This is a genomic window from Rosenbergiella collisarenosi (assembly GCF_018494085.1).
GTDB classification, from domain to species: domain Bacteria; phylum Pseudomonadota; class Gammaproteobacteria; order Enterobacterales; family Enterobacteriaceae; genus Rosenbergiella; species Rosenbergiella collisarenosi.
On record NZ_JABBFP010000010.1, the window covers coordinates 82,170 to 107,396 of the forward strand.

Below are 25,227 nucleotides of genomic sequence, written 5' to 3' on the forward strand. Positions count from 1 at the left end.
TTGCCCAGATAAATAATTTAGTGGCGAGTATAGAAACTTCGCCGCAATAAATATAGCCCGGCAGATGCCGGGCTAAAGCGTTAATTCATCACACCACAGTTAACACACCACGCATAGCGGTTTTGTGGCGTATTCTGTTGATTAAAAAGGCCAGGCTGTTGTTGCGCTTTTCCCATCACTTCTATCAGAGGCGCTGGCAGCAATGCCTTAACTTGATCAGAGAGATGCACGGTTACACTAGCCTGCATCTGAGCCAGTAAGGTATCAACCCAAGACGGATCTTGTTGTATCCATTTTAATGAGGCGCTTTTTAGATGAGCTAACGCTTGCGCTTTATTCACCGCATCATCGAAATCGCCGAGTGCGTCAACTAATCCATTTTGTTGCGCATCTGTGCCGGTCCACACATGTCCCTGACCAATTTCATTGATTTGTTCAGGCGTTTTATGACGCGATTCGGCGACTAAGTTAACAAAGTTATGGTAGCCATTTTCAATAGTTAATTGCATCATCTGTGTGACTGGGTCAGGCAGCGCTTTAGTCATTGAAATATCTGCGAGCGGCGAAGTGGAGACGCCATCGGTATGTACGCCAACCGAACTGAGTGAGTTCTCGACGGTATTAATGACACCGAAGATACCAATCGAACCCGTCAACGTTGTTGGGCTGGCAATAATATAATCGGCAGGTGTCGAGATCCAATAGCCGCCAGATGCTGCAAGACCGCCCATAGAGACTACGATAGGCTTACCGGCCTGTTTGGCTGCCATTAGCTCTTCACGGATTTGCTCAGAAGCGGTCACACTCCCACCAGGACTATTTACCCGTAGGATAATCGCCTTGATAGCAGGGTCTAGACGCGCTTCTCTAATCTGCTGAGCCGTCGTTTCACTCCCCACATTTCCATCGCTCGCCGGGCCATCCATTATCGCACCATTCGCAACGATGACGGCGATATTAGCTTTCGGCTCTGTAGGTTTAGCGGGTGCAGAATAATCATAAATACTGACTTGCTTAAAGCTTTTCTGCTGGGCATCCCAGCCAAACTTCTTAGTGAGTATCTGTTCGACTTGTGCTTGGGTTTTTAAGCCATCAACTAAGTGCGAATCGACTGCGTATTGCGCGGTATTACCACCGTTAGCTTTTAAGGCGGTGATAATTGCCTCTGCACCAGGAAATAGTTGTTGCGGTGAGATTGAGCGATTGGCGGCAACGGTTGTCAGGTAACCTTGCCATAGTTGGGTGATCCAACGAGTATCGGCATCGCGAGCTGCGGGAGACATATCGTCGCGCAGGAAGGGTTCAACCGCAGATTTATAAGTGCCTACCCGAAATACGTGCGAAGAGACCTTAAGCTTGTCTAACAAACTCTTAAAATAGAGATTATTGGTTGCCATGCCATGGAGGTCGACCGCGCCAAGAGGAGAAAGGTAGACATGGTTAGCGTAGCTGGCGAGATAATATTGGGCTTGCGTGTAGTTATCCCCATAAGCATAAATGGGTTTGCCTGCAGAGGAGAACTCTTTTAAAGCTTTACCCACATAATTTAAAGAGGGCTGATCGCCGCCGGCGAAGTTGTGGAGATCTAATACTATTCCTGTGATAGATTTATCGTTTTTAGCGTCTCGAATAGCATCTACCAGCTCGAACAATGCATTTTCTTGGCGAAGTTTACTATTAGCTCCCAAAATCTCTTGCCCTAAGAGCTTACCGATTTTTTTATCTTGTGACGGTTGTTCCACGATAACCCCGTCAAGATTGAGCACGAGCGCTTGCGCGGTGTTAACTTTATGAGGCGTAGCCGATTCATGGGAGATAAGCCCCCAAATACCCAGGCCAAGTAAAATAAGTACGAGTAAGAAAAGGTTAAGAACACACTCTCTAATAAAATTAATTACACGCCAGAGATTACTGATAACTCTGACTATTATTCGCCACGCAGTGCGCATAAATTCTCCATTTATTAATGAAATCTAATACTTAGACGGTATAGAGGGAAAGTTGTTACCTATCCTAATTAGACGCGGGTGAAAAGTCAGCAGTTAATCATCAAATACTGTTACAAAGCCTGATGTTATGTCAGACTCCAGCCATTGATCACCCCAAGGGGAATAGTATGGATTCATTAGAATTACTCTTACAACGCCGTTCGGTATCTCGGCTTACCGCACCTGCGCCTGAAGGCGAAGTGTTGGATAATATACTGCAAGCGGGCGCCCGCGCGCCTGACCATGGTGGGCTCAAGCCGTGGCACTTTTCACTCGTCCAGGGGGCAGGATTAGATAGGCTTAGCGAGTTGTTGCGTAAACTTTCGATTGATGACCAGCTTGACGATAAAGCTATCGAGAAGGCGACACAGGCACCGTATCGCGCGCCCCTAATTATCACCGTCATCGCGCGCTGCCAACCGCATCATAAGGTGCCAGAGTGGGAACAAGTCGTCAGTGCGGGATGTTGTGTTATGGCGATGCAGATGGCCGCCCAAGCTCAAGGCTTTAATGGTATCTGGCGTTCTGGTGCGTGGACCGATCACCCGCGTGTGCGTGAAGCCTTCAACTGCCAAGAGCATGATAAAATCGTTGGGTTTCTTTACTTAGGAACGCCACAATTCAAGGCCGTATCCCCCGTACAGCCCGTCGATCTTAGCGCCTATGTCAGTCAATTCTGACAGAAATTAGCGGAAAAATCGGTGATAATAGCGCCCCGGCGTTACGGGATACCATTATTTGTTTAAGGTTAGGGACACGTATTCTTTATGCGAGTGTTTATTGCGGAAAAACCCAGTCTTGCCCGTGCCATCGCCGATGTCCTACCAAAGCCCCATCGTCGTGGTGATGGCTATATACAATGTGGGCCGCAGGATATTGTGACCTGGTGTGTGGGGCACCTTTTGGAACAAGCTCAGCCTGACCACTATGATCCTCGCTATGCGCGTTGGACCCTAGCTGACTTACCCATTATTCCTGAAAAATGGCTACTAATGCCGCGCAGCGATGTTAAAAAACAGCTAATGGTCATCGGAAAACTACTCTCTGATGCCACATCTGTCGTGCATGCTGGCGACCCAGATAGAGAAGGCCAACTCCTCGTCGATGAGGTAATAGATTATCTCGGGCTTGCGCCAGAAAAGCGCCAGCACGTGCAGCGCTGCCTAATCAATGATCTCAATCCGCAAGCGGTTGAACGTGCAATTACCCATCTACGAAGTAATAGCGAGTTCGCTCCCCTCTGTATCTCTGCTCTAGCGCGGGCACGCGCTGATTGGCTCTATGGCATTAATATGACTCGCGCTTATACGCTATTTGGCCGTCAAGCTGGCTTTGATGGCGTTTTATCGGTCGGCCGGGTTCAAACACCTGTATTGGGCTTAGTGGTACGGCGTGATGAAGAAATTGCCAATTTTGTTGCCAAGGATTTTTTTGAAGTTAAAGCAACGGTGCTTACGGATAAACAACGTTTTACTGCAACGTGGGTGCCGAGTAGTGCCTGCGAAGACTGGCAGGATGAGGAAGGGCGGTTATTAAATCAGAGTCTCGCTGAACATGTCGTGGCACGTATTGCCCAGCAGCCAGCCGTCGTCACCCACTATCAAAATAAGACTGAAAGCGAAATTGCGCCTTTACCTTTTTCACTCTCAAGCCTGCAGATTGAGGCTGCAAGACGCTTTAATCTTGGCGCTCAGCAAGTGTTAGATATCTGTCAAAAGTTATATGAGACGCATAAATTAATCACTTACCCTCGTTCTGATTGTCGCTATTTACCCGAAGAGCACTTTGCCGGTCGACATTCGGTGATCACCGCCCTACAAACGCATCTTTCTGAGTACCAAGCCTTGCCGGATGAGCTCGATACACAGCGGCGTAACCGTTGCTGGGACGATAAAAAAGTCGATGCCCACCACGCAATCATTCCTACCGCTAAACGGACGGCAGTCAAGCTCTCCGAGCAGGAGCGGAATGTGTATGCCCTGATCGCGCGGCAATATTTAATGCAGTTTGGTGAGGACGCCCAGTATCGAAAATGTGTGATCGAGCTAGAGATTGCGGGCGGTAAATTCGTCGCCAAGGCCCGTTTCTTATCAAGTGCGGGATGGCGGGTATTATTAGGGGCGAAAGAGCGTGATGAGGAAAATGACGGGGCAGTATTACCCGTCGTAGCGAAGGGAGATACTTTGCTGTGTGAAGGAGGCGAGGTGATAGCGAAAAAAACACAACCGCCGCGTCACTTCACCGATGCGACGCTATTATCTGCAATGACCGGTATTGCGAGATTTGTGCAAGACAAGGCGTTGAAGAAAGTATTAAGAGAAACGGATGGGCTAGGCACTGAGGCGACACGAGCGGGCATAATTGAGCTTCTATTTAAGCGGCGTTTTTTAGAAAAGAAGGGGCGCTATATTCATTCAACGTTAGTCGGTAGGGGCCTGATCCATGCTCTACCACAACCGTCGGCAGCGCCGGATATGACCGCTCAGTGGGAATCGATCCTGACGCGGATCAGCGAAAAACAATATCGCTATCAAGACTTCATGCAGCCTTTGGTCGATACCTTACAACAACTGATCGGTGAGGCAAGGCAACTTCCACCGACTCGAGTATTACGCGATTTGGCCAAACATTCGCCGCCGAAGCCCGCCTATAAAAAGCGGGCGGCGAAAAAAGCTTAAAGGTCGAACTCTGACCACACGGGAGCATGGTCAGAGGGTTTCTCCATTGAACGCAATGGGTAGTCGATGCCACTGGCCACTAAGCGAGCATCAAGAGGGGCACTAGCTAATAGCAGGTCGATGCGTAACCCTCGATTATCGTCAAAGCCTTTCGAGCGATAGTCAAACCAAGAGAATTGGTCGTTAACCCCCGGATTGACTCTGCGCCACGTATCTGTTAATCCCCAGCCCATAAGTGTTTGCATCCATTCACGCTCTTCGGGTAAAAACGAACATTTGCCGGTTTTAAGCCAACGCTTACGGTTAACCTCGCCAATTCCAATGTCATCATCAGTCACACTGATATTAACATCACCCATCACCAAGACGAGTTGGTCTGGGGTGAGCTGAGTGAGGAGGTGTTGCTGTAGATCGGCGTAGAATTTCTGTTTGGCTGGGAATTTAGTGGGGTGGTCACGGCTTTCCCCTTGTGGAAAGTAGCCATTGATAACGGTCACAGTCTCGCCAGACGGCGTTGGGATCTCAGCCATAATAATACGGCGCTGCGCGTCATCGCTATCGGTGATAAAACCGCGTTGGACCTTAGTGGGTTCTACTTTGGTCATCAGGGCTACGCCGTAATGGCCTTTCTGCCCATGATAAAAGACGTGGTAACCTAAAGCTTCGACAACTTCTTTTGGAAACATATCATCGTGGACTTTGGTTTCTTGCAGTCCAATTACATCAGGTTGATGCTGTTCAACTAATGCAGCGAGCTGATGAGGGCGAGCACGAAGGCCATTGATATTAAAAGAGACAAATTTCACGACGATATCCTAGTTGATTCAGTTTTCATTATGGTAACGAGTTCTGAAAGGAATGTCATCGGACGATGAAGAGAAGAATAACGAAAGGATGGTGGTGGGAGAAGGATTCGAACCTTCGAAGTCTGTGACGGCAGATTTACAGTCTGCTCCCTTTGGCCGCTCGGGAACCCCACCTAACAATTAAGCCACGCCCTGTGTCTGGCGTGGCGGCATAATAGCAAACTTAGGATATCCGTAAAGCTTTAATCACGTTAATCAGTTCGTTCGCTGTGTTTTTACACTAAAGCTGTTGCATAAATCAACAGCGCGCTAATGTTAGAGAATAATCGTGCGGTTGCCATAGACAAACACACGTTGTGCTAACACTTTATCGACGGCGCGACTCAGTACATTTTTTTCCACGTCACGTCCTGCGCGAATCATCTCTTCGGCAGTGTAACTATGGTCGATATTAATCACATCCTGCATAATAATTGGGCCTTCGTCCAAATTATCGTTTACATAGTGTGCCGTTGCCCCGATGAGCTTAACGCCACGCTCGTAGGCCTGGTGGTAAGGGCGAGCACCGATAAAGGCAGGCAGGAAAGAGTGATGGATATTAATAATCTGATTCGGAAAACGTTTAACGAATTCGGGAGTAAGCACTCTCATGTATTTCGCTAACACAACGTAATCGGGTTGATAGTGATCAATATGGTCTGCCATCTGTAGATCGTGAGCCTCGCGAGTGAGGCCGTCATGGCTGCAATAGACGAAGGGAATATCGAAGCGCTCGACCAACGATCTTAAGGTTTCATGATTACCGATGACCGCGGCAATTTCGACATCTAAACCGCCAAACGCGCTCTTCATCAGCAGGTCACCCAGACAATGTGCTTCACGTGTGACCATGATTACGATACGTCTACGGCCAGCGGCATGTAACTCACGCAACGAACCACTGGGTAATGCACTATCGAGGTCGGCTAACAATGTGGCATCGTTGAAGATCCCCTCCAACTCAGTACGCATAAAAAAGCGGCCTGTGCGATGATCGACGAACTCATTATTTTGTACGATATTTAACTCGTGCTTGTAACAAATATTCGTGATTTTAGCGATGAGTCCCTTGGCATCGGGGCAGATCGTACGAAGAATTTTACGTTCAATTATTGTCGCTGACATTAAAGCAGATCCTGTGTTGCATCATAGCGTAGCGCTCGACACTGTCGATCAGTGGGCGCAACATTTTTTGAATTTTTTTTGTGAGCCGCAAGGACATGTCTCATTGCGACCGGGTATTCTATGAATCCCATCAATATAATACCAGCGATTATTTTCCCGTACAAAACGAGAGGTTTCATAAATCCAGCTCGGGGATTGCTCATCTCTATAACGAGCGAAGAATGTTACATAAGCTTCCTCCGTCGACTTACCTGCCTGACTATCTAGAATATTTAGGCCTAGCCATTGCGTCTTTACGTTCTCTTGGTTCAATGCGTCAACGAGGTTTGGCGGGCAAGTCGATGCGTGCCACGTCCGTAAAACATAGGCAAAGTCGCCGAGGGAATAAGCAGTATAACGCGAGCGCATTAGACGTTCTGCAGACGATGCCTCGCACTCTCCCCTCAACAGGGGTTGGCAACAGTCACTAAAAGGAAGACGACTTCCACAGGTACAGAGGGTAGGGTGCACAATATTTCCTCAAAATAGTCAGTATATATGACTAATATTCTTAAATTATTAACATTCTATAACGCGTCAAAGAACTTCAGCTATACTCAATACAATATTTAAAGCTGGTTAAACCGGTCAGCAGTATAAATGCAAGTATAGGTATATAAGTGTGGAAAATTTTCTAGCCAATAAGATCGTAGTGATTATTGATGACGATCCCCTCTGCGATGCGGTGCTATCAGAATTCTTAAGCTACGCGGGTGCTAAGGTTTTACAAACCGCAAGCGGTGAGGAAGGTCTAGAATTGATTGAACAACATGAGGCCACACTTATTATCTGTGGGCTTAATTTGTTGGATGTCCCCGCTGTGCCGCTTATAAAGCAACTCCACGCTTCAACGCTTCACACCCCTATTATCGCACTTACTGATACCCAAGATGTTACGTTAATCGCGGCCGTCATGAGGGCAGGGGTCTACGATATTATCCTCAAACCTTTGACGGATGTTAAAGCGTTGCAGTCACTGATTCTAGAAGCTGTTTATCCCGATATGTTTAGTTCGACTATCGATGAAAGCGATAAACTACAAGAAGAGTGGAACCATTTGGTCACCTATCCCGAAGAGTCGCTGGCATTGTTAAGGGATCTACAGCCCCCAGCTCATCTCTCTGTTGCGGGCTGCCAAGTTGGGTATCGTCAGCTTAATACGAGTAATAACCATGGTTTAATTATTGATATCGCCGAATTATCTGACCATGAGTTTGGGTTTTATATTTTTGATGCGGAATGGGTAGGTGAGTACGGTGCTGTTGCCGCGTTATTACTTAGGGCATTCTTTAATGACCTCCTAAAACAACAGATTATCGCCCATCCAGATAAACTACCGGCGTTAACGACGGTGCTTCATGATATTCAAGGGTTGCTGAATAAATCGGGATTACGAGGTGAGTACCCCATAGTCATCGGCTACTACAACCGCGCTCGTGAGCACCTTCTCGTCGTTAATAGTGGGCTTTCATGTATTATTCATCATGAAAATATGCATACCTCATTAATTAAAGATACTGCGCTTGGCCGATATTTCCACGACTCTGTTCAGGAGCAACGTTTGACTTTGAAGAGTGGTGAGTGCGAAATATGGAATGGTCCACGAAAATTATGGTTACGTTTTCATTAATCCCTGATGAGCGGCCTAAGTTGATAGTTTAAATATTTTAATTTTTCTGGATAATTCTTAAGTTAAGTTATGCTAGAATTTAATCTCTTCAAAGGATATCTTGGCATTTCGCCAAATTAATGAGGTTTGTTCGATGTCTGCTCCAGTTTCTAAAATTAGAAAAGCTGTAATTCCTGTTGCCGGTTTAGGTACAAGAATGCTTCCTGCAACGAAAGCTATCCCGAAAGAGATGCTTCCTTTAGTTGATAAGCCACTCATTCAATATGTGGTCAATGAATGTATTGCAGCGGGCATTAACGAAATTGTGCTTGTTACGCACTCCTCAAAAAATTCGATTGAAAACCACTTCGATACAAGCTTTGAACTCGAAGCAATGCTTGAAAAGCGCGTTAAACGCCAGTTGTTGGATGAAATTCAAGGTATCTGCCCTCCACACGTAACCATCATGCAAGTTCGTCAAGGCGAGGCCAAAGGTCTAGGCCATGCGGTTATGTGCGCGCACCCGGTTGTGGGTAACGAGCCTTTCGCGGTTATTCTTCCCGATGTGATCATCGATGAGTACGAGTCTAACCCTAAGAAAGATAACCTAGCAGAAATGCTATCTCGTTATGAATCGACCGGCCGTAGCCAAATTATGGTCGAGCCAGTGGAAGACGTTACCGCTTATGGTGTTGTAGATTGCCAAGGTGCAACCTTACAACCTGGCGACAGCGCGCCAATGGTGGGTGTTGTTGAAAAACCTAAAGCTTCTGAGTCACCGTCTAACCTTGCAGTCGTGGGACGCTATGTGCTTTCAGCAGACATTTGGCCGCTTTTAGCTAAAACCCCAGCGGGCGCAGGCGGCGAGATCCAGCTAACTGATTCCATCGCAATGATGATGGAAAAAGAAACTGTTGAAGCTTACCACCTTAAAGGTGTGAGCCATGACTGTGGAAACAAACTCGGGTACATGCAAGCGTTTGTCGAGTATGGCGTGCGTCACCCAGTGCACGGTGAAGATTTTAAAGCTTGGCTGTCAGAAAACGTTAAGTAATTTGAGAAACCGCCATCTACTGGCGGTTTTTTTTACTCTTTAATTAAAAACATTTCTAACGTATCACCCTGATTAAGTGCTTTTTGGATGACTGATGGAGTACGTCCTTGACCCGTCCAGGTATGAACTCGGCCTGCCGTATCGGTATAGTGATATTTAGCCGGGCGCTTTTGACGTGAAGGACTTTCCGGTTGCTCGACAGGATGAGTTCCGACTAGTTCACTGATATCAATACCCTCAGACAGCATCATCTCACGGATCTTATCAAGTTTTTTCGCATGCTCGGCTGCCTGAACACCACTATTCGCCTGTTCCTCTCGGTGCTCTTCGACGATGGCTGATAATTTATCTAGGATATCAGTTAAGGTTTCTAGGGAATACTCACGAGCTTGCGTACGTAAGAGGCGTAAATTTTTTAGGGCGAGTAGCTCATTACTCATAAGAGATTCTCAATTAATTTTTAGTATTAGTAACGTTGATAATATGATTTACAGTTAAGCTTTTGCAACGTATTCCACTGCCGACCGCATTTATTATCCGAGAGAATTTAGCTGAGATGGCTCAAGGTGAGCTATGGTATGATCGCCGTTTCATCTTCCAATGAGTACTTCCAGTGGCACAGCTCTATTTTTATTACTCTGCAATGAACGCAGGAAAATCGACCTCTTTGTTGCAGTCCTCCTACAATTATCAAGAGCGTGGGATGCAGACGTTAATTTTTACGGCGGAAATTGACGATCGTTATGGCAAAGGAAAGGTGGCATCGCGGATCGGGTTATCGAGTAGTGCAGCCTTATTTAATAAAATGACAGACCTGTATAGCGAAATTCAGCACGCTAACACATTAAGCCCCCTTCATTGTATTCTCCTCGACGAATCGCAATTCCTGACGCGAGAACAAGTTAAGCAACTCACTTATGTGACCGATAATTTAAATATCCCTGTACTCTGTTATGGCTTACGCACGGATTTCAGGGGAGAGCTGTTTGAAGGGAGTCGCTACTTACTGGCATGGGCAGATAAACTCGTGGAATTAAAGACGGTTTGTCATTGTGGGCGTAAAGCCAATATGGTCTTGCGCCTTGATGCCGAAGGGCAGCCTTTTCACGATGGCGCCCAAGTCGTTATAGGCGGCAATGACCAATACATCTCTGTATGTCGTAAGCATTATTGGCAGGCAATCGAACAGGGCTGTAAAGTTGCTATCTTTGGGTCGTCAAAGAAACCGTCTTAATAGCTGAAAACCGCCCTATAAAGAATTCACTGCACACAGGTTAGGGCTAGGATGAATCGCCTTAAATCGGTGCAGTGAGATAATTAGGCACCAAATCAGTGCGTTGCGCCATTCTGACGCACCAAAATTGTGCTTGAAAAGTAATACTTATATCACTTCCTCTCATATTCAAGAATCTGATACATTTCTGCGTACTCTGCGCTTCTTTCACATAAAAAATATCCTCAAACTTACTGACCTTGCGAGGCTTTCAGGCAATGCTAGTTTAATTGGCATAATTATTGCTTGTAGATATTTGTAGGGAAAAGTGCAGTAGTTTTAGACGATGATTTTATAGACAAAAGTATTAATAGTGAACAATTAGGCGATTTACAGTGAGTTATCTCACAATGGATATAGCTTAGACTTTAAAGTTTATTGATTAAAGAGTAAAAAAATTGTTAGCTGTTAGTAAATATAAGCACAGAAGTTATTAAGACAGGCAGGACGTTTACCGGGGATGCCCCTATAACAATAATGAATAGCAAGTGGAGTCGTAACATGAATTTTACTAAGAAAGTACTCGTCGCTTCCGTATTGCTGGCACTAGGATCGGGCGAAATGGCTTTTGCTGCGCAGGTCCCTGCAGGTGTTCAATTGGCAGACACTCAGAACTTAGTTAAAGGTAATGGTGGGGAGGTTCAATCCTTAGATCCCCATAAAATTGAGGGTGTACCCGAGAGTAATGTTAGCCACGACCTGTTCGAAGGCTTAGCGATTACCGATCCTACAGGTAAAGTGATCCCTGGCGTTGCCGAAAGTTGGGAACAAAAGGATAATAAAGTCTGGACCTTCCACCTGCGTAAGGACGCGAAGTGGTCGAACGGCCAGCCTGTTACTGCGCAAGACTTCGTATATAGCTGGCAGCGCCTAGCCGACCCGAAAACGGCCTCGCCTTATGCCAGTTACTTACAATATGGGCATATTGAAAATATCGATGCAATCATAGCGGGTAAACTTCCTGCGACTAAATTGGGCGTTAAGGCGCTCGATGCTAATACATTTCAAGTCACGCTTTCTGACCCCATTCCGTATTTTTATAAGTTGACTATACACGCGGCAATGTCCCCGGTTTATGCCCCGGCCATCAAGGCATATGGCGATCAGTGGACATCTCCTGCTCACTGGGTCAGTAATGGCGCTTATACGCTTGCGAGCCATACTGTCAACGAGAGTATTGTGGTGGTGCGCAATAAAAACTATTGGGATAACGCACATACGATTATCAACAAGGTAACCTTCCTACCGATCGCTTCGGAAGTTACTGACGTAAACCGTTATTTTTCTGACAACGGTAGCGATATAACCTATAACAACCTTCCGATTGAGTTATTTAAGAAGCTACAGAAAAATAACCCGAAAGAATTACACGTTGATCCTTACCTCTGCACCTATTTTTACGAGATTAATAATAAGAAGGCGCCATTCACCGACGTCAGAGTCAGAACCGCGCTTAAACTCGGTTTGGATAGAGATATTATTGTTAATAAAGTTCTCGCCCAAGGCCAGACTCCCGCCTATAGCTTCACCAACCCGGCAACGGATGGTGTGGATATCGCTAAACCAGAGTGGTTCTCTTGGAGCCAAGATAAGCGTAATGCTGAGGCAAAAAAACTGCTTCAAGAAGCCGGATATGGCCCAGATCACCCTTTACAATTCTCGCTGCTTTATAACACTTCTGATCTGCATAAAAAACTGGCTATCGCCGCGGCCGCTATCTGGAAGAAAAACATCGGCGTTAACGTAACATTAGTCAATCAAGAGTGGAAAACCTATATTGATTCACGACATCAAGGCAGCTTTGACGTTGCCCGTGCAGGCTGGTGTGCTGACTATAATGAACCGAGTTCGTTCTTGAACTACATGCTATCCAATAGCTCGAACAATACCTCCTTCTTCAAGAACGCGGACTTTGATAAAGCTATTGCGGATAGCGTAAAAGCGGCAGATGAAAACAGTCGTATCGCCGATTACCGTCAAGCAGAGAAGATTCTAGATGAGCAATCTGCGGATATCCCGGTTTTCTATTATGCGAATACCCGTCTTGTGAAACCTTATGTGGGTGGATATACCGGTAGGGATCCACTGGATAACGTTTACGATAAAAACCTTTATATTATTAAGCACTAATTTTACAGGCGATACCGGCGTGTAAGCGCCGGTATAAATCGTTCTTTTAAGCCTGATAGGTGAAGCAATGTTTAAATTTATTCTACGTCGGTGTCTCGAAGCCATTCCGACCCTGTTTATCTTAATTACTATCTCGTTCTTTATGATGCGTCTTGCGCCGGGAAGCCCGTTTACCAGCGAGCGTAGTTTATCGCCAGAAGTGATGGCGAATATCGAGGCTAAATACCATCTGAATGAACCGATAGGGCAACAGTATTTCAATTATCTCGTGCAATTAGCGCACGGCGATTTCGGTCCCTCGTTCAAATATAAAGACTACTCCGTCAACTATCTGGTAGGGCAGGCCTTTCCTGTCTCGGCTAAACTCGGTCTTATTGCCTTTTTCTTTGCCCTTATCGTCGGTGTCACTGCAGGGATAATTGCAGCGCTTAAACAGAATAGTTGGATAGATTATACCGTGATGGGAATAGCGATGACTGGTGTGGTCATTCCCAGTTTTGTCGTGGCTCCTCTATTGGTCATGCTGTTTGCTATTTCGTTGAAGTGGCTACCGGGTGGTGGTTGGAATGGTGGGCAATGGCAATACGTATTACTGCCAATGTTGGCGCTGTCGCTCGCCTATATCGCGAGTATTGCGCGGATTATGCGTGGGTCGATGATTGAAGTGATGCATTCTAACTATATTCGTACCGCACGTGCGAAAGGGCTTCCCGTTTTTCGTATCGTACTGCGCCACGCATTGCGTCCAGCATTGTTACCGGTTATCTCCTATATGGGGCCAGCCTTCGTTGGCATTATCACCGGCTCGATGGTTATTGAATCGATATTTGGTCTCCCAGGCATTGGGCAGCTGTTTGTCAATGGTGCGCTTAACCGCGATTATTCGCTGGTGATGAGTTTGACCATTTTGGTCGGTGTCTTGACCATTGTCTTTAATGCCATTGTCGATGTGCTATATGCCGTTATCGACCCCAAAATCCGTTACTAAGCTGGAGACCTGCATGTTAGCAAGTAAAAAAAATAGCCAAGCGGTCGAAGCGTTCACCGAGCAACTCGATATCGAAGGGCGTAGCCTGTGGCAGGATGCCCGCCGTCGTTTTATTCATAACCGTGCGGCACTGTTCAGCCTGATTGTTTTGATGCTGATTGTACTGTTTGTGATTGTCGCGCCGATGCTCTCGTCGTTTGCCTATGACGATACCGACTGGTCGATGATGTCAGCCGCACCTGACCTAGCCTCTAAACATTATTTCGGCACCGACTCGTCGGGTCGCGACCTGCTCGTTCGCGTCGCGATCGGGGGACGGATATCGTTAATGGTCGGTATCGCCTCGGCAATTATCGCCGTCATTGTGGGAACGTTCTACGGCTCCTTGGCGGGCTATTTAGGTGGAAAAACAGACGCCGTCATGATGCGGATATTGGAAATTCTTAACTCTTTTCCCTTCATGTTTTTCGTGATCCTTTTAGTGACCTTCTTCGGACGAAATATCCTGCTTATTTTCGTCGCGATTGGCATGGTGTCTTGGCTAGATATGGCGCGAATTGTACGTGGACAAACCCTAGGGCTTAAGCGTAAGGAGTTTATCGAGGCGGCACAAGTCGGGGGGGTGTCGACGGTGAAGATCGTGCTACGTCATATCGTCCCCAACGTCCTTGGCGTCGTGGTGGTCTATGCGTCACTCTTGGTCCCTAGTATGATTTTATTCGAATCGTTTTTAAGCTTTTTAGGCCTTGGTACTCAAGAGCCACTAAGTAGCTGGGGCGCATTGTTAAGTGACGGCGCAAACTCGATGGAAGTCTCGCCGTGGTTACTGCTATTTCCTGCAGGGTTTTTGGTAGTCACCTTATTTTGTTTTAATTTTATCGGCGACGGCTTACGCGATGCGCTCGATCCAAAAGATCGCTAGGAGGGACAATGACTTTATCAACTCAGCATCCGCTATTGCTTGATGTAAAAGACTTACGCGTTACCTTTACGACACACGATGGCGATGTCACAGCGGTGAATGATCTTAATTTCTCGTTGAAACCGGGGGAAACCTTAGGGATCGTCGGCGAATCTGGTTCCGGTAAATCGCAAACTGCCTTCGCCTTGATGGGGTTGTTAGCCAAAAATGGCCGTATCGGTGGATCCGCGCTGTTTAATGGGCAAGAGATCCTCAACCTCCCGGAAGCAAAACTTAATCGGCTGCGTGCCGAAGAAGTTGCCATGATTTTCCAAGACCCGATGACCTCGCTTAATCCTTATATGAAAGTTGGCGATCAGCTTACCGAAGTGTTACGGCTACATAAGGGATTAAGTAAAAAAGAGGCTTATCAGCACTCGTTACGCATGTTAGATGCAGTAAAAATGCCTGAAGCGACAAAAAGAATGGCGATGTACCCGCATGAGTTCTCAGGGGGAATGCGCCAACGGGTGATGATAGCGATGGCCTTACTCTGTCAGCCCAAACTACTGATTGCGGATGAACCGACCACCGCACTCGACGTTACCGTCCAAGCGCAGATTATGACGTTGCTTAACGAGCTCAAGCATGAATTTAATACCGCTATTATCATGATTACTCATGATCTTGGGGTAGTGGCGGGGATCTGTGACAAAGTATTGGTGATGTACGCGGGAAGGACGATGGAGTACGGCAGCGCTCGTGATATTTTCTATCGGCCGGTCCATCCTTATTCTCAAGGATTGTTGAGTGCGGTGCCACGGCTCGACAGTGACGACGATATGCTGATTACCATTCCCGGTAACCCGCCGAACCTATTACGCCTTCCAAGTGGCTGTCCTTTTCAGCCACGATGTGCCTACGCAACCGAGATATGCCAGCAACCGCCGAAATTGGAAGCGTTTGCAGCGGAGCGTTTACGCGCCTGCCATCACCCACTGGAGGTCACGCCATGAACGATAGTGCACTGCAAGAAAGAAAAGTACTGCTAGAAATTTCTGACCTCCGTGTTCATTTCGATATCAAGGATGGTAAACAGTGGTTCTGGCAGCCGAAGAAAAGCTTGAAAGCGGTAGATGGCGTTAGCCTGCGTTTATACGAAGGCGAAACGCTGGGTGTGGTCGGGGAGTCTGGATGCGGAAAGTCGACGCTCGCACGGGCCATCATTGGCCTAGTTAAAGCCAAAGGCGGTCGAGTCACTTGGTTGGGCCGTGATCTCTTGGGGCAAGATGAAAAGGCTTGGCGCGAGGCCCGCACGGATATTCAAATGATTTTCCAAGATCCTCTCGCATCATTAAACCCGCGAATGACAGTGGGTGATATCATCGCTGAACCCCTACGTACGTATTATCCGAACATGGCTAAGCGTGAGATCAACGAGAAAGTACGTGCGATGATGATGAAGGTAGGGTTGCTTCCCAACTTAGTCAACCGCTATCCTCACGAGTTTTCCGGCGGTCAATGCCAACGTATTGGTATAGCGCGCGCACTTATCTTAGAGCCAAAACTCGTTATCTGCGATGAGCCTGTTTCGGCCTTGGATGTTTCCATTCAAGCGCAGGTGGTTAATTTACTGCAGAAATTACAGCGAGAAATGGGGCTTTCGTTAATCTTTATCGCGCATGATCTCGCGGTCGTTAAGCATATCTCGGATCGTGTGTTAGTGATGTACCTAGGCCATGCGGTGGAGCTAGGCACCTATGATCAGGTTTATCATCGGCCACTACACCCCTACACCCAAGCATTGATGTCAGCGGTGCCGATCCCCGATCCGGATAAGGAACTCACAAAACAGGTGCAATTATTGGAGGGCGAGCTACCTTCGCCTATCAATCCGCCTTCGGGATGTGTATTTAGAACCCGTTGCCCGCAGGCGGTTGCTGAATGTGCCACAACGCGTCCAGTTTTAGAAGGAAGCTTTCGGCATGCGGTCTCCTGTCTGAAGGTTGATCCGCTTTAAAAAAAACGCCCTAGCCTAGGCTAGGGCGCTTATCGCAAGCGTTTATTCACGCCAGAGAATGTGACAGAGTTTATGGTCTTTTTCCCTACAGAGTAGAACACGCGCAAAGATGTCGGTAACCGGGGCATCTTCATCCTCGCCTAAGCCGATTACGACTTCTGCAAAGAAGTCCGGATTTAAATCAAAATCAACGTGTTCTTCCCAATCGGCAGACGGGTCGTGAAGCTCAGCTCCTCCACGGGATTCGAATTGTAGATTAAACAGAATTGTATCTGCCGGGTCCAGATTATCAGCCGCTAACTCTAAAAAAATATCGTAGGCTTGTTCGAGTGTTTCATCTTCAGTAAGGCGATTGTTTAAATCCATAAGTATTCGAATTATTCTCAGTGAAAAGTGACATTAAGGCTGTTTTACAATAACGGACTTAAGAAGTAAAACAATCGTTCAACAATTCGCTTCCAATACGCACGGTGTAACCAGGTTTCCCGTGAGAGGAGAGTAGAGCGCGCAATATAATCACGTTGAACACAGTCGAGGTCGTGGCCGAAATCGGCATCGTCGATGACCAAAGTGATTTCGAAGTTTAACCACAGGCTACGCATATCCAAGTTTACGGTACCGACTAGGCTCAGCTGCCCATCGATTAGGACACTCTTTGTATGTAGAAGGTCGTCTTGGAACAGATAGATATTAACGCCAGCGTCGAGTAGCTCAGTGAAAAACGCGCGGCTCGCCCAGCCGACCAGTAAAGAATCATTATTCTTCGGTACGATCAAGCTTACCTCAACGCCGCGTAACGCTGCCGTACAGATGGCATGAAGCAGGTCATCACTCGGCACGAAATAGGGCGTGGTCATGATAAGACTTTCGCGAGCAGCATAGATAGCGGTAAGCAGTGCCTGATGAATAAGGTCTTCCGGGAAACCTGGGCCTGAGGCAATGACGTGAATGGTATGTCCAGAAGATTGTTCAAAGGGCATACTTACACGTTCAGGCAGTGGAGGAAGTACGCGCTCGCCAGTTTCAATCTCCCAGTCACAAGAATAGACAATGCCCAACGTTGTCGCGACCGGGCCTTCCATCCGCGCCATCAGGTCGACCCATTGTCCCACGCCTGCGTCTTGTTTAAAGAAGCGAGGATCGACCATGTTCATGCTGCCGGTATAGGCGATAGCATTATCGATAAGGACGATTTTTCGATGTTGACGGAGATCTAAACGCCGTAGAAAGAAGCGGAAGACATTAACTGGGAGGGCTTGTACGACCTCAATTCCAGCATGGCGCATCCGCTCCGGCCAAACGCTCTTAAAGAACTGGCGGCTCCCTGCACAATCTAACAGGACTCGACAAGTCACCCCACGACGAGCCGCTGAGATCAAAGCATTCGCGACGTGGTCGCTCTTTCCGCCCGGCTGCCAGATATAGAAAACCATTTCGATGGTATGGTGAGCAAGATGTATGTCGCGAATTAGCGCAGTCATTACGTCCGACGCGCTGGTCAGGAGCTGTAACTGGTTACCTTTGACGCCAGGAATTCCCTGACGGTTCTCGCAGAGCCTAAATAGACTGCTGGCAACGTCACTGGTCTGGTTAGCAAAAATATGTTGGCAACTTTTTAAATCTTGTAGCCACTGAGCTGTCGCCGGCCACATACTGCGTGCACGTTCAGCCCGACGTCGACCCAGATAGAGTTCGCCGAAGGCGATGTAGGCGATAACCCCGAGTAAGGGGAGAAAAAAGATAATGAGTAACCAAACCATAGATGACGAGACGGTTCGGCGTTTAATGAGAACCCTTACCGTGATACTCGCGATCAATAGCCAGTAGCTAAAGAGAATGACACCATTTAGTACGCCATAGAAAGTCGCAGAGGTCATAGGTGAGAAAAATTCCTCAATTTAAGTTGAGAGTAGTGTACGTGGTGTATAAGGAATGTAAACAGCTTCGAGGTATTGATTAAGTAAGAGAGGTAATCAATCAATGAGCGGGATAGCAGAGAGAGGGCGCGAACATTAGATCAAACAATGTTCCTAAAAGCCGGGCGTTTTAAGCCGAGCGGAGAGGTGGACGAGTCTATTCTCCGCTGACTGACTTAGAAAACGCGTTTAAATGGTCGAACGGTAACCGTTTGGTAGATACCTGCCGCGACATAAGGATCGTCATTTGCCCATGTCTGTGCGTCATCCAGTGATGGAAATTCAGCGATAATGACAGAACCGGAAAACCCTGCGTGTCCCGCCTCTTCACTATCGGCAATCGGCATAGGCCCCGCAACGACGAGACGGTTCTCATCTTTCAATATCTGTAAACGAGCGAGATGGGCGGCTCGTACGGTTAGACGCTTTTCTAATGAGTCTTTATTATCTTCGGCGTAAATGGCATAAAGCACAGGCGTACCTTCGTAGGTAAGAATAAAAGGTGAAAGTTACTGCAATATGACCTAGCGTGCAATTAAAAGCTAATGATATTAAAATTAGGCTCTGTAATGAAAACGGGATTGAAACTGATTGCTATTTGCATTTAGAATAAAGCTAATCTGTCGAGCGAAGAATATTATGAGCAGTCTAACCGAAGAGTTACCTAAACGTGGGTCGATTGCGACGATCGTTTCTATCGCATTACATGGCGCAGTGGTTGCTGGATTACTCTACGCATCTATGAGTCACGATATCCAGTTGCCGCCTCCTCAGCAGGCTATTAATGTCTCGTTAGTCGCGCCTGAGGTTCAGCCTGAGCTTGCGGCGAAGAGCGCGCCAGCGCCATCCCAACCGGTATCGACGCCAATTGATACACCAGAGCCGCAGGTAGAGCAGCCGCCCGTCGAGCAGAAGGTCGCCATCCCGGTCGAAAAACCTAAGCCGAAACCGGTGAAAAAAGTGGTTCATAAACCGGTGCATCACGAAAAACCGAAACCTGTCGTACATAAGCCGGTAGAAAAGCCCGTGGAGCGTAAGACCCCCACAACGGAAGACAATCCTTTTAACCAGCAAAATACGCAGCCGCAGACGCGTGCCCAAACTGCGCCGCAGAAGTCGACTGATCAGCAAAAGAGTGTCTCTGAAGGGAAACCACAGCGTCTTGCGACCGTCAATCCGGCTTATCCAGCACGAGCCTTAGCCTTACATGTTGAAGGCCGAGTGCGTGTTAAGTTTGATGTCGATGGGAGCGGCGCGGTAGGGAATATTGAGATTGTCTCTGCCGACCCACGCGGGATGTTTGACCGTGAGGTAAGACAAGCCATTAAACGCTGGCGCTATGCACCAGGCCATCCTGCTCAAGGACAGACGTTCAATATTATCTTCAGAATAGATGGAAGTTCAACGATAGAGTAGAAAATAAACGTGAAGGAAACTTCACGCTTATTACGGCAAGTCTTAATTGGCTAACCCTTGCGTCTGCTCGGGTAGCGAACGCGGCTTGCCAGACTCGTCTACCGCAACGTAAATAAAGACCGCCTCAGTGGTACAGTAACGTTGACCGATAGGTTCGGAGGAAACTTTTTTTATCCAAACTTCCACATTGATAGTGATCGAACTATTTCCTGTCTTGATGCAACTCGCGTAGCAACTCACTACATCGCCGACGGCAACAGGCTTCAAGAAAGTCATCCCATCGACGCGAACGGTCACCACTCGCCCTTCAGCGATCTCTTTCGCGAGTATTGCACCGCCCATGTCCATTTGTGACATCACCCAGCCACCGAAGATATCACCGTTTGCATTGGTATCGGCAGGCATTGCGAGTGTACGCAGGACCATTTCGCCCTGCGGGCTTCTGGTAATCTCTGTCATGACATTGCTCCACAATATTTAATTTTTATTTTAGATATTTATTTAGGGGTCTGCGGCATATAGCGCCAGATAAACAGGCCATTCACCAAGGTGAAGACAACAGTCATAATGGTCAGGCCGAACATCTTAAAGTTAACCCAAACGGACTCAGGTAGCCAGAAGGCTACATAGATATTTAGCAGGCCACAGAACAGGAAAAAGACTACCCATGCGTAGGTGAGTTTACGCCATAGGGAGTCGGGGAGTTGAAGCTCTTTACCTAACATCGACTGAATGATTGGCTTATTCATAAAAAACTGGCTGTAAAGGAGCGCTAGCGCGAAAATGCCATAGATGGCAGAGACCTTCCATTTTATGAATTCGTTATTATGAAAAATCAGCGTTAACGAACCGAATAGCGTCACCAGAATGAAGGTTATCCAGGTCATCTTTTCAATTTTACGATAGATAAACCAAGTCGCAATCAACGCCAGTGCGGAGGCAACAATTAAGGCTCCCGATGCGACGAAGATATCGTAAAGTTTATAGCAAATATAAAAGGCGACTAAGGGTAAAAAATCGAGCAATTGTTTCATCTTTCTATCCTAGGGCAGCCTAGCGAGTAGGCTGCACGGTAATTAACGGATCTGTGCCGCGGCGCGATAAAGGTAAACCAGTAATAGTGCTGAGGTAAGGTGCGCGAGTACGTTGCTGACTAAGAGAATAATACTACTTGGCATAAGCCCGAAGGTACCAAATATAAACGTCAACGCTATTCTGACGACAAACCAAGCAATAACGGCAGGAGCGATGAGGCGAATATTCTTCCAGACTAGAGGAACACTCTGCTTCATGGTTTTGAGCAATCCGCGGTCTTTTTCAAGAAGTAAGACAGGCGAAAGTGAAAACAGCACCATCAAAATAATTCCTGGTACAACTAAAACATAGAACCCTAATTGTACGATGGTGGTAAGCAGGAAGGTTTGAATGAGTAACCGCGGCCATACCGGAGCGCTTGCGCCAATTGCCCGGACAGCGCTGGTAGGGAGGTTTTGCGAGGTTGCTGACAGGTACTTTAGAACGCCTCCTACCAATAAGGTGTTACCAATCAGGGCGGAGAACGTCATCACGGCCGAGATATGCATCAACACGTCACGCTGGTCATCACTCATGTCCCTCAGCATCGCAAACAGCGAATTGGTGCTTTCGCCGTTTTGCAGAAACTCGCTTAAAGGATCGGTGGAAGGGAGGAATGTCTTAAGTAGCAACACCGTAACAAAAGCAGATAGCAGTGCGATTAATAGTAACGGCTTAATATGCTGCTTAAATTGCTGAGCAGCGTCACGGTATAAAGGATTGGCCGTGAGGGACATGAAAACTCCTTGATGTATAGGGAAAACTTGCGCTGATTGTACATGTTTACAGACGGAACTGGCATAGGACTTACATAACTTTCTACTAGACTGCATTATTCAGTCATTTCGGTAATAGCTAGAAAGCTTCTTTCCAAATAAATTTAACCAATATAGCAAAAATTGATCTCGATCAAGACTTTGTTTTATATAGATTAAATGACTCATTATTCGCATGAATTCTGTCGATAAACGCGCAAGAATAGGCACAATAATTATAGGTGTTTACTTTTCGTCATTTTTTATTGATAAGTTCAGGAGTTTTTATGATAGTGCGTAAGAGTTTATTAGCGATGGCACTGCTTTTGCCAGCAGTGGTATCTGCCCACCAAGCCGGAGACTTCTTCATTCGTGGCGGTGCGGCTCTCGTTCGTCCAACCGGTAACTCTGATAACGTATTGGGCCTAGGATCGTTTCATGTGAGTAATAATACCCAATTGGGACTCACCTTTACTTACATGGCGACTGATCATATTGGTGTCGAACTGCTCGCAGCTACCCCTTTTCGTCATAAAGTAGGTTTGCGCTCAACGGGTAATATCGCTACGGTGCATCAATTACCCCCGACGTTGATGGCGCAATATTATTTCCTCGATAACTCTTCGAAATTTCAACCCTATGTCGGGGCAGGGATTAACTACACGACCTTCTTTGATAGTAAATTTAACGATACCGGCCGCCAAGCGGGCCTTTCAGATTTACACGCCAAAGATTCATGGGGTTATGCGGCACAAGCGGGGATGGATTATCAGTTAACCGATAACTGGATGCTGAATGCCTCAGTCTGGTACATGGATATCAAATCTAAAGTTCGCTTCAAGGCGGCGGGGGAATCACAATCCATTGATACTAAAATTAATCCGGTGGTGTTTTTCTTAGGTGCTGGCTATCGTTTCTAACGTTGTATAAAAAAGGCCGTCTTAACGGCCTTTTTTAGTTTGGCTTATTTAATCTGCATACCATTCACAACGGAACGTACACCAGGTACGGTGCGTGTAACGTTGACGGCTTGTTGAGCCGCTTGTGCTGAGCTGACAAATCCACTCAACTGAACGCGTCCTTTGAAGGTTTCGACATTAATTTCTGCAGAGCGTAAGTTTTTCTCACCGAGTAGCTTCGCTTTCACTTTGGTCGTCACGACGGTGTCATCAATATAACCGCCGGTTCCTTCATGTTTCGGCGTTGGCGCACAGCCCGCCAGCGTTAAACCAAGAACTGCCGTTAATAAGCCTGTTGTCACTATTTTTGCAAACTTCATTCGATGCCTCCCTGTTGAATCTAGATTGGATAGTGATCAGTCGATCAGCTCAAATTTAGCCTAATAACTGGAAAACTACTAATTTTACTCTGCGAAATCTTATCCTTCGTCACTCAACCCGCGTTTTCGTGGCTTCTTTGAGGTTAGCGACAAAGGTCTTTAACGCTTCCATCAGTTGTTGGGGCTGATTAGCATATTGCTCGATTATTTTGACGGTAGCGGAACCGGCAATGGCACCCGCAGCGCCAGAGGCAATGGCGGCCTGAACCTGCTCGGGTTGAGAGATACCGAACCCTTGGATCGCCGGCGGTGCACCGTGTGCTTGTAATTTAGTCACAAGGTGAGCGAGCGATGTCGTGGCTCGATTCTCTGCCCCCGTCACGCCAGCGCGTGATAACAAGTAAGTATAGCCTTGTCCCCATTGGCCAATCGCCTCAATCAACGCATCGTCGGCATTCGGTGGACAGATAAATATCGGTGCAATACCGTGTCGAGATGCGGCTTGACGGAAGGGTAACGACTCCTCGATCGGAACGTCTGCAATGAGGACTGAATCGACCCCAGCTTGTGCACAACGCTGATAGAACTCATCCACTCCCTGACTAAAGACAAGGTTGGCGTACATCAGAAGTCCGATGGGTAATTCGGGATACTTCTGACGAACCTGAGCGAGGATCTCGAAGCATTTCTGTGTCGTGATCCCTCCAGCAAAGGCGCGTAGCGTTGCCGCCTGTATAGTAGGGCCATCCGCCAGAGGATCGGAGAACGGGATCCCAAGCTCCAATGCATCGGCACCACCTGCGACTAAGGCATCGATAATGGCGAGAGAGAGTTCTGGCGTCGGATCGCCGAGCGTGACGAAGGGAACGAAGGCTCCTTGTTGCTGCTCAGCTAAACGGGTGAAAAGGTGTGCATAGCGATCCATTAAATTTCTCCCCGCTGTTGAAGGATGTCGTGGACGGTAAAAATATCTTTATCCCCCCGGCCCGATAGATTTACGACTAATAGCTGTTCTTTGTCTGGTGCGGACTTGGCAAGTTTAATTGCGTGGGCGAGGGCGTGAGAGGATTCCAAAGCGGGAATAATCCCTTCGGCCTTACACAGGGCTTTGAAGGCATCCAGTGCCTCGTCGTCGGTAATCGACACGTAATCGGCGCGTCCGATGCTATTAAGATAGGCATGCTGCGGGCCGACGGAGGGAAAGTCGAGTCCCGCAGAGATAGAATACGACTCTTCAATTTGCCCTTCGTCTGTCTGCATCATCGGGGCTTTCATACCGAAATAGATGCCGGTGCGACCATGTTTGAGTGGCGCGCCATGCTCGCCACTCTCAATACCGTGGCCCGCAGGCTCAACGCCGATTAACTGAACATCGGGGGTATCGATGAAATCGGCAAACATACCGATGGCATTTGAGCCTCCGCCGACACAGGCGATAAGTGCGTCCGGTAGGCGGCCTTCTTTTTCGAGGATCTGCTCACGGGTTTCTTCACCGATCATGCGCTGAAACTCGCGAACAATGGTTGGAAATGGATGAGGACCCGCCGCTGTGCCGAGCATATAGTGAGCCGTCTCGTAGCTACCAGACCAGTCGCGTAGCGCTTCATTACAGGCATCTTTCAAGGTTGCCGAACCGCTGTGTACGGGAATAACTTCTGCACCCATTAAGCGCATACGAAAGACGTTGGGAGATTGTCGCTCAACATCTTTCGCGCCCATATAAATACGGCATTTCATTCCCAGTAACGCACAGGCGAGGGCAGAGGCGACGCCGTGTTGCCCGGCGCCCGTTTCCGCGATGATCTCATTTTTACCCATGCGCTTTGCCAAGAGAGCCTGACCCAGAACCTGATTGGTTTTATGCGCGCCACCGTGTAGCAGATCTTCACGCTTAAGATAAAGGCGAGTTTTTGTACCAGCGGTCAAGTTCTGGCAGAGCGTCAATGCCGTTGGACGACCAGCATAATCTTTAAGCAATTGTGTGAATTGTTGTTGGAATTCAGGGTCGCGCTGCGCACTGACGAAAGCCTCTTCTAACTGAGCTAGGGCAGGCATCAAAATTTGTGGAACGTATTGTCCACCGTACTCACCGAAATAAGGATTTAATAGGGTCATTATCAGTATCCATGTCTAATTA

General features: G+C 47.4%; 26 protein-coding genes and 1 tRNA gene. 12 read left to right on the top strand and 15 right to left on the bottom strand.

Features of this window, described 5'->3' with window-relative positions; translation table 11 throughout:
* Positions 1–80: 80 nt before the first annotated feature.
* On the bottom strand, positions 81–1,949 hold the full coding sequence (gene sppA, locus HGT70_RS14000; protein ID WP_214196251.1) for a signal peptide peptidase SppA: 1,869 nt from the start codon (positions 1,947–1,949) through the stop codon (positions 81–83).
* Between the two features lie 167 nt (positions 1,950–2,116).
* Here sppA and HGT70_RS14005 point away from each other — a divergent pair, with 167 nt between their 5' ends.
* Together HGT70_RS14005 and HGT70_RS14010 are read left to right on the top strand one after the other, a co-directional pair.
* A complete protein-coding gene (locus tag HGT70_RS14005) occupies positions 2,117–2,668 on the top strand; it encodes an NAD(P)H nitroreductase (RefSeq protein ID WP_071429947.1) in 552 nt (183 codons plus the stop codon).
* An 87-nt stretch (positions 2,669–2,755) separates the two neighbouring features.
* The gene (locus HGT70_RS14010; RefSeq protein WP_214196252.1) at positions 2,756–4,666 is read left to right on the top strand and encodes a DNA topoisomerase III; all 1,911 of its coding nucleotides are present in this window, start codon (positions 2,756–2,758) and stop codon (positions 4,664–4,666) included.
* On the opposite strand, the gene xthA is transcribed toward HGT70_RS14010, so the two are convergent.
* The 4 genes from xthA to HGT70_RS14030 all read right to left on the bottom strand — a co-directional run bounded on the left by xthA (position 4,663) and on the right by HGT70_RS14030 (position 7,146).
* Entirely contained in the window at positions 4,663–5,472 is an 810-nt protein-coding gene (gene xthA, locus HGT70_RS14015; RefSeq protein WP_071429951.1) for an exodeoxyribonuclease III, read from the bottom strand. The genes HGT70_RS14010 and xthA overlap by 4 nt on opposite strands.
* An 89-nt stretch (positions 5,473–5,561) precedes the next feature.
* A tRNA-Tyr gene (locus tag HGT70_RS14020) sits at positions 5,562–5,646 on the bottom strand.
* Positions 5,647–5,787: 141 nt separating this feature from the next.
* On the bottom strand, positions 5,788–6,636 hold the full coding sequence (gene purU, locus HGT70_RS14025) for a formyltetrahydrofolate deformylase (protein WP_214196253.1): 849 nt from the start codon (positions 6,634–6,636) through the stop codon (positions 5,788–5,790).
* Positions 6,637–6,684: 48 nt separating this feature from the next.
* Entirely contained in the window at positions 6,685–7,146 is a 462-nt protein-coding gene (locus tag HGT70_RS14030; protein ID WP_214196254.1) for a YchJ family protein, read from the bottom strand.
* Positions 7,147–7,297: 151 nt separating this feature from the next.
* Here HGT70_RS14030 and HGT70_RS14035 point away from each other — a divergent pair, with 151 nt between their 5' ends.
* Positions 7,298–8,305 (top strand): response regulator, encoded by a 1,008-nt coding sequence (locus tag HGT70_RS14035; protein WP_071429958.1) that lies wholly within the window; start codon positions 7,298–7,300, stop codon positions 8,303–8,305.
* 133 nt (positions 8,306–8,438) lie between these two features.
* Entirely contained in the window at positions 8,439–9,338 is a 900-nt protein-coding gene (gene galU, locus HGT70_RS14040; RefSeq protein WP_071429960.1) for a UTP--glucose-1-phosphate uridylyltransferase GalU, read from the top strand.
* A 32-nt stretch (positions 9,339–9,370) separates the two neighbouring features.
* Here the strand turns inward: galU and HGT70_RS14045 are convergent, their stop codons facing one another.
* Positions 9,371–9,778 carry an H-NS family histone-like protein gene (locus tag HGT70_RS14045; protein WP_214196255.1) on the bottom strand — a complete coding sequence of 136 codons (408 nt, stop codon included), beginning with the start codon at positions 9,776–9,778 and terminating at the stop codon, positions 9,371–9,373.
* A 173-nt stretch (positions 9,779–9,951) separates the two neighbouring features.
* Here HGT70_RS14045 and HGT70_RS14050 point away from each other — a divergent pair, with 173 nt between their 5' ends.
* The 6 genes from HGT70_RS14050 to oppF all read left to right on the top strand — a co-directional run bounded on the left by HGT70_RS14050 (position 9,952) and on the right by oppF (position 16,650).
* On the top strand, positions 9,952–10,572 hold the full coding sequence (locus tag HGT70_RS14050; protein ID WP_214196256.1) for a thymidine kinase: 621 nt from the start codon (positions 9,952–9,954) through the stop codon (positions 10,570–10,572).
* A gap of 540 nt (positions 10,573–11,112) precedes the next feature.
* Entirely contained in the window at positions 11,113–12,741 is a 1,629-nt protein-coding gene (gene oppA, locus HGT70_RS14055; RefSeq protein WP_071429966.1) for an oligopeptide ABC transporter substrate-binding protein OppA, read from the top strand.
* 67 nt (positions 12,742–12,808) lie between these two features.
* Positions 12,809–13,729: an oligopeptide ABC transporter permease OppB gene (gene oppB, locus HGT70_RS14060; protein ID WP_071429968.1), complete on the top strand. Its 921-nt coding sequence runs from the start codon at positions 12,809–12,811 to the stop codon at positions 13,727–13,729.
* Between the two features lie 13 nt (positions 13,730–13,742).
* Positions 13,743–14,651: an oligopeptide ABC transporter permease OppC gene (gene oppC / locus HGT70_RS14065; protein ID WP_071429970.1), complete on the top strand. Its 909-nt coding sequence runs from the start codon at positions 13,743–13,745 to the stop codon at positions 14,649–14,651.
* 8 nt (positions 14,652–14,659) lie between these two features.
* Complete coding sequence (oppD, locus tag HGT70_RS14070; protein ID WP_214196257.1) at positions 14,660–15,646, top strand: ABC transporter ATP-binding protein; 987 nt, start codon at positions 14,660–14,662, stop codon at positions 15,644–15,646.
* Positions 15,643–16,650 (top strand): murein tripeptide/oligopeptide ABC transporter ATP binding protein OppF, encoded by a 1,008-nt coding sequence (oppF, locus tag HGT70_RS14075; RefSeq protein WP_071429974.1) that lies wholly within the window; start codon positions 15,643–15,645, stop codon positions 16,648–16,650. The genes oppD and oppF overlap by 4 nt, the downstream gene beginning before the upstream one ends.
* 42 nt (positions 16,651–16,692) lie before the next feature.
* Here oppF and HGT70_RS14080 read toward each other — a convergent pair whose 3' ends face one another.
* The 3 genes from HGT70_RS14080 to HGT70_RS14090 all read right to left on the bottom strand — a co-directional run bounded on the left by HGT70_RS14080 (position 16,693) and on the right by HGT70_RS14090 (position 19,039).
* Positions 16,693–17,022, bottom strand: coding sequence for an HI1450 family dsDNA-mimic protein (locus tag HGT70_RS14080; RefSeq protein WP_071429976.1), 330 nt, complete (start codon positions 17,020–17,022; stop codon positions 16,693–16,695).
* A gap of 38 nt (positions 17,023–17,060) precedes the next feature.
* The gene (gene cls / locus HGT70_RS14085; RefSeq protein ID WP_214196258.1) at positions 17,061–18,527 is read right to left on the bottom strand and encodes a cardiolipin synthase; all 1,467 of its coding nucleotides are present in this window, start codon (positions 18,525–18,527) and stop codon (positions 17,061–17,063) included.
* Between the two features lie 215 nt (positions 18,528–18,742).
* The gene (locus tag HGT70_RS14090; protein ID WP_214196259.1) at positions 18,743–19,039 is read right to left on the bottom strand and encodes a YciI family protein; all 297 of its coding nucleotides are present in this window, start codon (positions 19,037–19,039) and stop codon (positions 18,743–18,745) included.
* A 166-nt stretch (positions 19,040–19,205) separates the two neighbouring features.
* Between HGT70_RS14090 and HGT70_RS14095 the strand changes: the two genes are divergently transcribed.
* Entirely contained in the window at positions 19,206–19,982 is a 777-nt protein-coding gene (locus tag HGT70_RS14095) for an energy transducer TonB (protein WP_071429982.1), read from the top strand.
* Positions 19,983–20,024: 42 nt separating this feature from the next.
* Here the strand turns inward: HGT70_RS14095 and yciA are convergent, their stop codons facing one another.
* The 3 genes from yciA to HGT70_RS14110 are packed head-to-tail and all read right to left on the bottom strand — an operon-like array spanning position 20,025 to position 21,793.
* Positions 20,025–20,441 carry an acyl-CoA thioester hydrolase YciA gene (gene yciA / locus HGT70_RS14100; RefSeq protein WP_214196260.1) on the bottom strand — a complete coding sequence of 139 codons (417 nt, stop codon included), beginning with the start codon at positions 20,439–20,441 and terminating at the stop codon, positions 20,025–20,027.
* Between the two features lie 38 nt (positions 20,442–20,479).
* Positions 20,480–21,016: a septation protein A gene (locus tag HGT70_RS14105; protein ID WP_071429983.1), complete on the bottom strand. Its 537-nt coding sequence runs from the start codon at positions 21,014–21,016 to the stop codon at positions 20,480–20,482.
* 42 nt (positions 21,017–21,058) lie between these two features.
* Positions 21,059–21,793 (bottom strand): YciC family protein, encoded by a 735-nt coding sequence (locus HGT70_RS14110; RefSeq protein WP_071429985.1) that lies wholly within the window; start codon positions 21,791–21,793, stop codon positions 21,059–21,061.
* A 305-nt stretch (positions 21,794–22,098) separates the two neighbouring features.
* On the opposite strand from HGT70_RS14110, the gene ompW reads away from it, so the two are divergent.
* Positions 22,099–22,731 carry an outer membrane protein OmpW gene (gene ompW, locus HGT70_RS14115; protein ID WP_214196261.1) on the top strand — a complete coding sequence of 211 codons (633 nt, stop codon included), beginning with the start codon at positions 22,099–22,101 and terminating at the stop codon, positions 22,729–22,731.
* A gap of 44 nt (positions 22,732–22,775) precedes the next feature.
* Here ompW and HGT70_RS14120 read toward each other — a convergent pair whose 3' ends face one another.
* The 3 genes from HGT70_RS14120 to trpB all read right to left on the bottom strand — a co-directional run bounded on the left by HGT70_RS14120 (position 22,776) and on the right by trpB (position 25,208).
* Positions 22,776–23,090, bottom strand: a complete 315-nt coding sequence (locus HGT70_RS14120) for a BON domain-containing protein (protein WP_071429988.1) — start codon at positions 23,088–23,090, stop codon at positions 22,776–22,778.
* A gap of 109 nt (positions 23,091–23,199) precedes the next feature.
* Positions 23,200–24,015 carry a tryptophan synthase subunit alpha gene (trpA, locus tag HGT70_RS14125; protein WP_071429990.1) on the bottom strand — a complete coding sequence of 272 codons (816 nt, stop codon included), beginning with the start codon at positions 24,013–24,015 and terminating at the stop codon, positions 23,200–23,202.
* On the bottom strand, positions 24,015–25,208 hold the full coding sequence (gene trpB / locus HGT70_RS14130; RefSeq protein ID WP_214196271.1) for a tryptophan synthase subunit beta: 1,194 nt from the start codon (positions 25,206–25,208) through the stop codon (positions 24,015–24,017). The genes trpA and trpB overlap by 1 nt, the downstream gene beginning before the upstream one ends.
* Between the last annotated feature and the right edge of the window lie 19 nt (positions 25,209–25,227).